At 62.0% G+C, this 11760-nt stretch carries 10 protein-coding genes and 1 pseudogene; 1 reads left to right on the top strand and 10 read right to left on the bottom strand.

Features of this window, described 5'->3' with window-relative positions; translation table 11 throughout:
• The first annotated feature begins 5 nt into the window (after window positions 1-5).
• Window positions 6-383, top strand: coding sequence for a GrpB family protein (locus tag V1277_RS27345; protein WP_334420466.1), 378 nt, complete (start codon window positions 6-8; stop codon window positions 381-383).
• Window positions 384-506: 123 nt separating this feature from the next.
• Here V1277_RS27345 and V1277_RS27340 read toward each other — a convergent pair.
• The 10 genes and pseudogenes from V1277_RS27340 to V1277_RS27295 all read right to left on the bottom strand — a co-directional run.
• A pseudogene (locus V1277_RS27340) lies at window positions 507-703 on the bottom strand (LrgB family protein); the annotation flags it as partial.
• Between the two features lie 123 nt (window positions 704-826).
• Window positions 827-1012: a hypothetical protein gene (locus V1277_RS27335; protein ID WP_334418975.1), complete on the bottom strand. Its 186-nt coding sequence runs from the start codon at window positions 1010-1012 to the stop codon at window positions 827-829.
• A gap of 10 nt (window positions 1013-1022) precedes the next feature.
• Window positions 1023-2186: a PepSY-associated TM helix domain-containing protein gene (locus tag V1277_RS27330; RefSeq protein ID WP_334418974.1), complete on the bottom strand. Its 1164-nt coding sequence runs from the start codon at window positions 2184-2186 to the stop codon at window positions 1023-1025.
• 10 nt (window positions 2187-2196) lie between these two features.
• The gene (locus V1277_RS27325) at window positions 2197-4506 is read right to left on the bottom strand and encodes a TonB-dependent siderophore receptor (protein ID WP_334418973.1); all 2310 of its coding nucleotides are present in this window, start codon (window positions 4504-4506) and stop codon (window positions 2197-2199) included.
• A 137-nt stretch (window positions 4507-4643) separates the two neighbouring features.
• A complete protein-coding gene (locus V1277_RS27320; RefSeq protein ID WP_334418972.1) occupies window positions 4644-5453 on the bottom strand; it encodes a helix-turn-helix transcriptional regulator in 810 nt (269 codons plus the stop codon).
• A 1096-nt stretch (window positions 5454-6549) separates the two neighbouring features.
• Window positions 6550-7746 carry a CaiB/BaiF CoA transferase family protein gene (locus V1277_RS27315; RefSeq protein ID WP_334418971.1) on the bottom strand — a complete coding sequence of 399 codons (1197 nt, stop codon included), beginning with the start codon at window positions 7744-7746 and terminating at the stop codon, window positions 6550-6552.
• A gap of 36 nt (window positions 7747-7782) precedes the next feature.
• Entirely contained in the window at window positions 7783-8937 is a 1155-nt protein-coding gene (locus V1277_RS27310; RefSeq protein ID WP_334418970.1) for an acyl-CoA dehydrogenase family protein, read from the bottom strand.
• 22 nt (window positions 8938-8959) lie between these two features.
• The gene (locus V1277_RS27305) at window positions 8960-10459 is read right to left on the bottom strand and encodes a tripartite tricarboxylate transporter permease (RefSeq protein WP_334418969.1); all 1500 of its coding nucleotides are present in this window, start codon (window positions 10457-10459) and stop codon (window positions 8960-8962) included.
• Between the two features lie 12 nt (window positions 10460-10471).
• Complete coding sequence (locus tag V1277_RS27300; RefSeq protein ID WP_334418968.1) at window positions 10472-10939, bottom strand: tripartite tricarboxylate transporter TctB family protein; 468 nt, start codon at window positions 10937-10939, stop codon at window positions 10472-10474.
• Window positions 10936-11751 carry a carboxymuconolactone decarboxylase family protein gene (locus V1277_RS27295; RefSeq protein ID WP_334418967.1) on the bottom strand — a complete coding sequence of 272 codons (816 nt, stop codon included), beginning with the start codon at window positions 11749-11751 and terminating at the stop codon, window positions 10936-10938. The genes V1277_RS27300 and V1277_RS27295 overlap by 4 nt, the downstream gene beginning before the upstream one ends.
• Between the last annotated feature and the right edge of the window lie 9 nt (window positions 11752-11760).

The following is an 11760-nucleotide window of genomic DNA, read 5'->3' as shown; positions in this document are numbered from 1 at the left end:
CCGATATCGATGCGGTTCGAACAGCGGCACATCGTCTGTTCGAGGCAACAAAACTGGAGCTCCTCCCTATTCTTCCGACCTCGGCGGAGATGCACCATGTCGGGGCAACAGCCATCCCTGGATGTCTGACCAAGGGCGATCTTGACATCGTCATTCGGGTTGACGCTGCAGACTTCTCGCAGGTTGACGCTCAGCTTGCCGAACGATTCTCGCGCAATTTAGGCCTGTGCACACCAAGGAATTTTCCGCTTTCGAAGACGAGGCATGCACGCCTCATCGCGGCCTTCAACTCACGGTCAAGGGCAGCAAGCTGGATGTCTTTCACTGCTTGCAATCGAGAGGGCGGACCTTCCAATCAGGACCGCGGTATCTGCATGAAATAGTTTCTGTTCGCCGGGGAGCCCAGGTCCCTGCATAGATCGCCATGACAAAAAGCTCTCCCCCATATGCACTTGTCGCTCAACGCTAAGCACGGCTCATTGTTGACGCGAGCCAAGACAAAGAGATCAGAGGCTCATTGCACCAGCCGGTGCCGCGAGCTGTACGAGGAACGATATGACCAGTGCACTAGGCTCATAACAAGACCTGAAAACGCGCCTGCCACCTCATCCACCTGAATGCTCGCGCGGTTCCGATACCATGCGCCGCGATACCCGCCGCAAAGCCCCCGAAAATCGACAGTGCCTGTGCGGTTCATCGCTGGTGCCGGCCCCCATCAGGTGATCGACGCGAACCGCCACCACCCCAGCGCGATGCGCGCTATCAGGCGCGATAAATAGCGGCCTTGGAAGTCAGCAAAGCGGCTCACCGGCGATACAGACAATCCTTAGGCAGACCGCGTGCGGCGCAGGACGTAGAAAGAATACAGTAGCACCGGCAGGGCAAGCGTCAGCCAGGAGACGCCGTCCCACCAGTCGTCGCCGACCAGCGCCGCGATCAGGCCGACGGTGCTGAGCACGCCGATGAAGATCGGCACGGCAAAGATCTGCCAGAGCGTTTTATGATTCCGCACGAGACGTCCGTCAAGAACTCGCCAGCGGCACTTCGACCGCCGAGGTTTGCGCGATGACGCGGACCGTACTGACGCCGGTCTTGCGCCGGCGCAGCCAGAGATAGACTCCGGTGCCCAGCACGATGATGGTCAGCACATCGAGGATCGCCCACAGGATTTTCAGCGGCATGCCGCCATAGTCGCCAAAGTGAAGCGGCTGTGAGATGAACAGCGTCGAGACGTACCAGGGCATGTCGCGCGTGTCGGTGAGCTTGCCGGTTTCCGCATCGATCAAGGCAGGCTTGAGAAGACGCGAGGTCAGTGGCGTCTCGCCGCGCAGGAACACCGCGTAGTGACTCTTGCTGGTGAAGATGGTGCCGGGGAACGCGACGAAGCTCGGCTTCATGCCGGGCACGGCGTGGGCTGCAACCTCCACCGCCGAATTGAGCGAGGTGAGCTTCGCCGGTACCTCGCGATCTTTGTATTGCGCCGTCATCTCGGCGAGCTGGCCGAACTGCCACATCTTCAAGACGAGGTCGGCCCAGGTGTTGATCACGCCCGTGAAGCCGACGACCACCGTCCACATCACGAGCAGGATGCCGGCAAGATTATGCACGTCGAGCCAGCGCACGATGCGCGGGCGATGCGCGCGATAGGCCCCGAAGTCGAGCTTCCGCATCGACGGCGCATAGACCACGATGCCGGAAATGATCGCGACACAGAACAGGATGCCCATCAGGCCGAGAAACATCTTTCCGGGAAGCCCTGCGAACATGTCGGTGTGCAGCTTCAGCATGATGTAGGTGAAGCGGCCGGTGACGTCAGGCGAATCGAGATAGTCGCCGGTATGCGCGTCCATCCGCACCAGGCGGTTGTCGACGGGGTTCGCCGTGATCGTCGGGCCGACGCTGACGAACATCGCATTGGGTTCGTCACGGTCCCAGATCAGGAAATGCGGCACCTGACCCGGCGAATTCGCGAGGGCATTCGCGAGCAGCCGGTCGAGGTTTGCCGTCGGTGTGCCGGGAGCAACTTCGGCCGGCTTCACCTCCGTGTGCAGGAGTTCGTCGATCTCATGATGGAAGATCAGCGGCAGTCCGGTGATGCACAGCATCAGCATGAACAGCGTGCAGCTCAGGCTCGTCCATTTATGGACGGTCCCCCACCGGCGAAGTGATCTCGTCGCTGCAGTCAATTTTGCCTTCCTAATTCCAGTTGTATTTCAGCGTGCCGAGCACCGTGCGCGCATTGCCGAAACCGCAATATGGCAGGCCGGTAAAGCACGAGGCCACATAGTAGTGGTCGAACAGGTTGGTGATATTGATTTGCGCCTTCAACCCGTTCAGGTCGGGACGCAGATAGGCGAAATCGTAGCTCACCGCAGCGTCCACCAGCATGTAGGACGGCACCACGAAGGTGTTGAAATTGTCGCCATAGGTATCGCCGACGTAGCGCACGCCTGCTCCGAGGCCAAGGCCGGCGAGTGGCCCGTCGTACCAGGTATATTTGCCCCACAGTGACGCCTGATCAAGCGCGGTGTTCATCATGTATTTGCCGGCATAACCGGCGAAGCTCCTCTCGACTTTGGGATCGAGATGAGCGTATCCCGCGACAATCTCGAGTTCCCGCGTCAGATTGCCTTTCAGCTCGAGTTCGACGCCGCGAACCCGCACGGCGTCAGTCTGCACGCTGAACAGCGGATTGGATGGCAGCGGAGTAAGGACGTCTATCTGCCGGATATCGAAAGCGGCCGCCGTGACCAAGAAGTTGGATCCGACCGGCTTGAACTTGACGCCGACTTCAGCCCCCTCGCCCGTGGTCGGCTTGAAGGAATTGCCGGCGACGTCGGCACCGAGATTTGGCGTGAAGGACGTCGAATAGCTCACATAGGGCGACAGGCCGATATCAAAGAGGTAGTTCAGGCCGACGCGGCCGGTGGTCGCTTTGTCGTCCCGTGCGTAGACGCCGGCCCGCGGAAAGATTGCGAAGCTGTCGAATTGCGTGCTGGCCCAGTCCTGCCGTCCGGTCAACGTCAACGTCCAGCGGTCGAGCTTGATCTGGTCCTGCAAATAAAGGCCGGCCTGGGTCTGCTTGTCGTTGCGAAGGATGAACGGAGGCAGCGAAGCGAACGGCGGAGCCACGGTATTGTAAACCGGAGCGTAGGCGTCGATCGGGGCGATGCCCGTGCTGCGGTAGTCGGTATTGGCGCGGAGATCGAAATAGTCGAAGCCGGCGAGAACCTTGTGGATCAACGGCCCGGTCGCAAAATCCGCCTGGAACTGGTTGTCGAGTGCGACGTTCTTCGAATTCGCCTTCACATAGTTATAGGTGCGCAGGACGTGACGGTCCGTCAGCATGCCCTCGGTGCGGACCGATGCCAGATCGTTGGAGACATTCGTGTAACGCAGGTTCTGGCGGAATTGCAGATTGTTGTCGAAGCGGTGCTCGAATGCATAGCCGACCGCGAACTGCTCGAGATTGTAACCGTCTGGTCCGGGCACTCCGAGATACCGGCTATACGGGATATTCCCGTTCGGGTTCGGCAGGAATGATACCTGTCCGGGGATGTATTGCTGGTAGCCCTTGTTTTCGGCCTTCTGATAGTGCGACAGGATCGTGAACGTGGTGTCCATCGTCGGGCGCCACGTGAAGCTCGGCGCGATGAACAGTTTGTTGTCCTGCACGAAGGCGGTTTGCGTATTGCTGTCGCGCGCGAGGCCGACAATGCGGTAGAGGAACTCGCCGTTCTTGTCGATTGGACCGCCGATATCAAAGGCGCCCTGGAAACGGTCGAACGACCCGAGCGATCCGACGATCTCGTATTGCGGCCTCGCGGTCGGCCGCTTGCTGACCATGTTCAGGAGACCGCCGGGATCGGATTGGCCGTACAGGCCGGCTGACGGTCCCTTCAGCACCTCGAGCCGCTCCAGCCCGTAGGTTTCGATACGCGGGATCGCAAAGGTGGTGACGTCCGCCGGCAGCCGCAGGCCATCGAGGTAGCGCGGCGCGTCAAAGCCCCTGAGCTTGAACGAATCGAAGAAGGCGTTGGCGCCAAAACTCGCGATGGTGACGCCCGGCGTGTAACGCAAGGCTTCGGTTGCATTCTGCGCGCCCTGCGCCTCGACCTGGTCCTTGGTGACGACCGAGATCGATTGCGGTGTCGTCAGAATGGGCGTGTCGGTCTTGGTCGCGGTGGCGCTCTGGTTGGCGAGATAGCCGACGACAGGACCCGTGGCGCGTTCGCCGGCGGAGCCGGCCGTGTCCGATTGTACCGTCTGCCGCTCGGCCGGAACCGCGGCCCGGCGTGTCGCTGTTGATCGTGTCGCTGCCCGACGCGCGGGCAGCGCCCGCCGCGCGGTTTGCGGCTTAGGCGCGTCGACGGTGACGGGCGGCAGCGACTGGGGCTGCGGCGAGCCCTGCGCCAGAGACGGAGTGGCCTCGATGCTTAGTCCAAATGCCGTCGCTAACAACAATGCCACATGCCTTGCAAGCGGCCCCACGCCCTTACGCGCCATCGCAAACTCACCCCTTAACCAACCATCCCGTTGCCGAGAGACCAGATTTGATTTCCGGATGCCTTTGCGTGTGCGCAAAAAATCTTTGATCGTATGTCGACGGTCTCCAGATTGCCACTTTTGAGACAATCGCCACGTCAGGCGGATTTATCGCGGTGGCAACTGCTCGGCACGTAGCCAAAGTGCCTGCGAAACGCTGTGGAGAAATTCGCCGGGTTGGTATAGCCGACGGCGTAAGCGGCCTCGGTGACGGTCAGGCCCTGATGCACCAAGGCCTCGCGCGCCGACTTCAGCCGGCTGATGCGCAGATAATCCGATGCGCTGGTGCCGAACAGGCGATAGAACTGGGCGTTGAAGGAGCGCCGGCTGAGGCCGGCGTGACGCGCAAGTTCCGCGATCGTCCAGGGATGACGAAGATCCGACGTGATCAGATCCCTCACCGCCTGCAGGCGCAGGCGTCTCGGATCGGTGACGGCAGCCATGTTGTGACCGGCGCGGAGCGCGGCCATGGTCCGCGCCAGCAGCTCGGTTGCCTGCGCTGACAGCAGGAGCTCACCCGCCCTGCCCTCGGCCGATGGCGAAATCATCTCGGCGGCGATCGCCTGAATTCGGGGCGGGGCCTTGAAGGACGCGAAAAAGAACCCACGGTCTTTGGGGAAGAGCATCAGGAATTCGTCGCGCAGTCCGATCCGCTCAAGGGAAGCGATCGGAAAGGCGACGCCCACCGCCCGCATCTGGGCACCGCGCGGCGCGTCACCTTCCCAGAGCATCTGCTCCTTCAGCCCCAGCACGGTGATGGAATTGTTACTGTAGCGAAATCGTTGGGTGCCCCGGAGCGGCCCGCCGCTGCCGACTCCCTGCAGCACGACCGAGAGGAACAGTCCCGGCTTGATCACGCCCTCGGTGCGGACCTCCGTGTGAAGCACAAAATTGTTGCGCTGGAACACACAACCCGGCCCCTCCAGCCATAGCGCGTTGCGGGCGACATCGTGCATGAGCGTGTCATCTTCGGAATCGATGATGTGAAACTGCTCAAAGATGCGATCATAAATGTGCGGAAAACCGGTTCGGGAATGCATGCAGCGACTATGCAGTTCGCAGCAAGCGGCCTCAAGGTCACCACCACCAATTCAATTTAGAACGCTTTGAAAATGAAGCACGAAGTCTCATGCAGATCTATCGGTGCGCGCGGGCGCTTACGAAGGACATGCTCTCCCTTCTTGTCGCACAGCTAGCTAGCTCCTCGCTATTGATCTTGGTTCGCACGAACTCAGCGCTTTGAGTCCGGATCGGCATCCGAACGGTGGAATCAAAATCAGCTCGATTATTCAGCAGTTTCAAGGCGCATTTGGAAAAAATGAGCGAAATACGCTCCAGTAATTTCAATAGCTTGGCTACTGTTTCCAAATGAAAACGGGACTCAGGGCTGCTTGAAGCGTGCTCTCGCGATCCAATCGGGGCAAGGCAAGCGCGATGGCTAGTAGGAAACCGGAGGTGACCGTGTGAGGCGGCTCTGGCCGTACAGTGCCGAGCAAGTATCGATGCGAGGCGAGCATCTCTTTCGGTCAGAATCTCGCACCGCGGCGCGACATACATCTTGCAGGGACCTTCACATCTTTCCTATGGCTTGGTTTGGCCAGCCATGGACTACGGATCGTGGTTCACACGGGAGAGGTCCAAGGTTCGATCCCTTGTGCGTCCACCATTAGATCTTTCTTTTCAATCGCTTGCTGGATTAGTTCCCTTACTGTGTGCCCCAAAAAACTTGGGGCACAACAGGGGCACTTCAGTTTCGGCGAGGAGCGATCAATAGGCCAGCCAATCGAAGTTTTCGGCCAAAGTCTCTACACCCGTTACTCCGTGGGTTACCGCGGGGCGTGCGATAGCATGATGGCGTCAGGTTCGGCCTCTACCGATCCATGTCCTCACGTCAGCAACAAAACATTCGCTCCGTCGATCGAGCACCTTTGCTTATCCTAGAGGACTCGTGAAGTGAGACGACGTCGCATCTGCTCGGGAGGCCGCGATAGACCTTCGCGGGCGTCAGATGACCTTCAGCTGCGCGAGGCGTTCGATCTCGTGGTCTGAAAGCCCGAGCCAGCGCTGGTAGATCTCGTGATTGTCCTCGCCTACGTCGCCGGCTGATCCGCTCAACTGCGTGCGGTCAACCGAGAAACGAGGCACGATATTAGCCATGGCGACCGAGCCGAAATCCCGATCGGGAACACGGGTAATCATCTCGCGCGCTTTGGCTTGCGGATCGGCGGCGATCTGATCGATCGCGTAGATGGGCGCCAATGTGCCCTCCTCGGCCGTAAAGGCGGCGAGCACTTCGTCGAGCGTATGGCAGGCGCACCATTGCGAGAAGATCGCGTTCAACGCTGCTGAATGGCCGACGCGCCGCGCGTTGTTGGAGAAGCGCGGGTCCTCGACCAGATCCGGCCTGCCGATCGCCCGGCAATTCGCCGCAAACAGTGCGTTGGTCGAGCCCGCCAGGGTGACCCAGCGATCATCCTTGGTTCGATACACGGCCGCCGGTGCGGAATAGGCGTTGCCGTTTCCAATGCGGCCGCGCACGTCCCCCAACTGGTCGAACTCGATGGGCAGGACGTCGAGCAGCCGGAAGACCGCCTCGGTCAGCGCCAGATCGATCTCCTCGCCGGGAGCGTTCGGATCTCTTGCCCGCTTCCACAGCGCCGTGAGCACGCCGACCGCGCCGAACAATCCACCGATCGCGTCCCCGATCGGATAGCCGGGATGCATGGGCTGACCGTCGGCTTCGCCGGTGATGTAGGTGAGCCCACCCATCGCCTCGAAGATGCGCGCGAAACCCGGCCTGTCACGATACGGTCCATCCTGGCCGAAGGCGGTCGCGCGCAGGATGACGAGGCGCGGCTGGATCTGCCACAGCACCTCCTTCGAAAGTCCCCAGCGGTCGAGCGTTCCGGGGCGGAAATTCTCGATCAGCACGTCGAAATGCGGCAGCATCCGCTTGAACAAGTCGACGCCCTCCGGCTTGCGGAGGTCGAGGGTGGCGAACTTCTTGTTACGGTTCACGCTCTTCCACCACAACGGCTTTCCGTTTTTGAATGGCGGAAAGGCTCTCACCCCATCGCCCTGCCCCGGCATCTCGATCTTGAGCACGTCTGCGCCGTAGTCCGCCAGCAGCGTTGCCGCAAAGGGCGCAGCAACGATCGTGGCGATGTCCAGGACCTTCAATCCTTCAAGCGGCCCACTCATTTCATTTCCTCGAACAGATGGAACTTTGTCGACGGCTCACGCCACGTCTCGCAGCAGCAGACGCGCGATGTTGTGCTGGTGAATCTGGCTGGTGCCCTCGTAGAGACGGAAGAGGCGGACGTCCCTGTACCAGCGCTCGATCGACGAGAGGTCGGCGATGTAGCCGGCGCCGCCGAACATCTGAACGCAGCGATCGGCCACGCGACCGCACATCTCCGTCGCGAAATACTTGCACATCGACGCTTCCAGGGCGATGTCTTCGCCGCGGTCGCGCTTGCGCGCGGTTTCAAGGATCATCGATTGCGCCGCAAAGATTTCCGTGCGGCAATCGGCGATCATCGCCTGGACGAGCTGGTAGTTCGCAACCGGCTCACCGAACTGGACGCGGCTGCTGGTGTGACGGATGGCCATGTCGAGCATCCGGATCGCCGGCCCCGTCGACAGGGCGGCCAGATGAATGCGCTGCTTGTTCAGCACCTTCATGATGGTCTTGAAGCCCGCGCCTTCCCGGCCGCCGATCAGATTGGCCGCGGGCACCCGGCACTGGTTGAACCAGACCGCGCTGACGGGCGAGCCTGCCTGCCCCATCTTGCGATAGGGCGCGCCGGTCGCAAGGCCGGCGCTGCCGCGCTCGACGATGAAGGCGGAGACGCCCGAAGCGCCCTTCGACTGCGGATCGGTGCGCGCCGTGACAGTGAAGACGTCCGCAAGCGGCGCGTTGGTGATGAAGCATTTCTCGCCATCGAGAATGTAGGCATCGGCTTCGCGACGCGCGGTGGTCCGCACGTTCGAAGCCTCGGAACCGGCGTCAGGCTCGGTCACGGCGAGGCAGCCGGTCCATTCGCCGCTGGCAAGGCGCGGCAGGTAGGTCTGCTTCTGCTGCTCGGTGCCGTCGGCGACGATGCCCTCCGAGCCGATGCCGGTATTGGTGCCGACGCGGGCGCGAAAGGCGACCGAACATTGCGACAACTCGAACGCCGCCAGAACCAGTTCCTCCGTGGTCAGCCCGGCCCCGCCATACACCTCCGGGATACTCCAGCCGAACAAGCCTTCGGCGCGCATGGCAGCGACGATGTCCGCTGGGACCTCGTCGCAGCTTTCGACGCGCGCCTCGGCGGGAATGGCGACGTTGCGGACAAACCGGCGGACACGGTCGAGCAGCGCTTCGAAGGCGGCAGGTTCACGGATCATGGCAACAGCCTTCCGATGCATCTCATTCCTGGAGCGCCTCCTCGCGCCGCGCACGGATCGTGGGCAGCATGATCAGGAAGACGGCGATGGCGGCTGCGGCGAGCAGGCTCGCCGAGAGCGGCGACGTCAGCAGCGCGGTGACGTCGCCGCGCGACAGCACCATGGCGCGGCGGAAGTTCTCCTCGATCGCAGGGCCCAGAACCAGGCCCAGTAGCAGCGGCGCCGCCGGCAGTTGCAGCTTGATCAGGACGTACCCGAACACGCAGAACACCGCGGCTTCGTAGACTTCGAAGGTTCCGCTGTTGATGGAGTAGACGCCGATCGAGCAGAACACCATGATCGCGGGGAACAGATAACGGTAGGGAATGGTGAGCAGCTTCACCCACAACCCGACCAGCGGAAGATTGAGGACCAGCAGCATCAGATTGCCGACCCACATCGAGGCGATCAGGCCCCAGAACAGGGTCGGGTTCTTGGTCATCACCTCGGGACCGGGATGGATGTTGTGGATGTTCATGGCGCCGACCATCAGGGCCATCACGACGTTGGAGGGAACCCCTAACGTCAGCAACGGAATGAACGAGGTCTGGGCGCCGGCGTTGTTCGCGGACTCCGGACCAGCGACGCCCTCAATCGCGCCCTTGCCGAACTGCTCGGGATGCCGCGACAGCTTCTTTTCGAGTGTATAGGAGGCAAAGGACGACATCACCGCGCCACCGCCCGGCAGGACTCCCAGAAGCGTGCCGAGCGTGGTGCCGCGCAACATCGCCGGCACCATCCGGCGGAAATCGTCCCGGGTCGGAAACAGATTGGTGATCTTCTGGGTGACCAGCGACAGCTTGTTGTCCTGCTCGAGATTTTTGACGATCTCAGCAAAGCCGAAGATGCCCATCGCCAGCGGCACGAAATCGAGACCGTCGAACAGCTGGGGAACGCCGAAGGCGAAGCGCTGGCTGCCGCTGTTGAGGTCAGTGCCGACGAGGCTCAGGAGCATGCCGAGCACGACCATTCCGATGCCTTCGATGAACGGACCGCTCGACAGCACCGAGGCTAGAATCAAGCCCAGGATCATCAGCGCGAAGAATTCCTTGGGGCCGAACAGCAGGGCCGTCGCCGTCAGCGGGCCCGCGAGAGCAGCCAGCGCGAGCGTCGCCACGCATCCGGCGAAGAACGAGCCGATCGCGGCGGTGGCGAGCGCCACGCCGGCGCGGCCTTGCTTGGCCATCTGATAGCCGTCGATCGTGGTCACGACGGAGGAGGACTCGCCGGGCAGATTGACGACGATAGCCGTGGTCGAGCCGCCATACTGCGCGCCGTAGTAGATTCCGGCGAGCATGATCAGCGCGGCTTCCGGCGGCAGCGCGTAGGTGATCGGCAACAGCATCGCGATGGTCGCGAGCGGGCCAAGGCCGGGAAGCACGCCGATCAGCGTGCCCAGCAGACATCCGAAGAAGGCGTAGAGCAGGTTGGCAGGTTGGGCTGCCGTCGCAAAGCCAATAGCCAGATTGTGGAAGAGATCCATCGGTCGGCCCGTTCAGTTGAAGAGAGACGGCCAGACGGGCAGTTGCAGCCCGAGGCCATAGACGAAGACGGCAAGGCACAGCGCGATGAGCACGGCCGCAGTCGTCAGGGCTCCGATCCAGGTGAACTCGTGACTGGCCCGGCTCGACACCATGATCAGAACGAGCAGTGCGCCGATGAGGCCCAGCGGAAACAGCAGGGCGCCGAACAGGACCACGGATCCGGTCACCCAGGCGAGCCCCTTGAGGTCCCACTTGCGCAGCGCCTGCGGCTCCGCGCTGGATTTCATGGCACCGAGGATCACGACGAGACCGATGGCGGCCAGCACAATTGCGAGCAGGCGCGGGAAATAGCCCGGCCCCATTCGCGCGACCGTGCCGGCGGGGTACGACAGCGCCGTCACGAAGAAGAAGATTGCAAAGGCTAGAAACAGAGCCCCGCAGGCAAAGGCCCTCTGATTGCGGATGGCCAATCCTTTCATTCCCTTGCTCCTCGTTCGTCTGGTCCTCTCCCGTCCCGGCCTGCACTGTCCTTCGCGGCCCGCTCGTCGAGGGCGTCCATCAGAACCGGCACGCCGATGGCACAGGCATGCACGCCGAGATGGGCGGTCATCTGGAGCACCTGAAGGATCTCACGTTGATCGATGCCGAGTCGCAAGGCCCGCTTGATCTGCACCCGCAGCCCCGGCGGATTGAGCGCCGTGAAACAGGCGTTCAGTGCAATCGAAATCAGGCATTGCGAGCGCTGGTCGAGACCGCCTCCTTCGTGCCGGTCCGCGAGGAGATCCAGCAGGGCGGCGAAATAGCCGGGATCGCGCCGCAGCCACTGCTCGCAGAAGTCGGGCCAATCGCCGAACTGCGCGACATAGGCATCCCGCAGCGCGCTCTGCTCTTTCGTGAATTCGGAGGGATCGACTGCGAGGCCCGCGTCTGCCAATTCCTCCGCGAGGATGCCGATGCCGATGTGGCAGCCGTCCAGCCCCTGGACCGTCGCGAGACGGAAGACGTCGACGATCTCCCGCGCCGTGGCCCCCTCTTCAAGCGCAAGGCGGAGGTGCAGCGCGAGACCGGAGCGGAACAGATGCGTCGCGGAGCCATCGAGCGCAACGTAGATCAGCTCCCGCATCTTGGCAGACAGCGGTCCCATCTCCGCGGAATAGCCCGCATATTTGCCATAGGTCTGGAGAAATGTTGGATCGAAGCGCAGCAAGCCTTCCGTCCACGGCCGCCAGTAGCCGCGGGCTTTGATATAGGCGTCCTTCAGTTCCTGCTGTTCCGGCGTCAGTTGGGCCATCGCGCTTCC

The organism is Bradyrhizobium sp. AZCC 1588 (genome assembly GCF_036924735.1).
In the GTDB taxonomy this organism is placed as follows: Bacteria; Pseudomonadota; Alphaproteobacteria; order Rhizobiales; family Xanthobacteraceae; genus Bradyrhizobium.
Note: the sequence above shows the minus strand (reverse complement) of the source record. Positions and strands in the feature narration are given on the sequence as shown.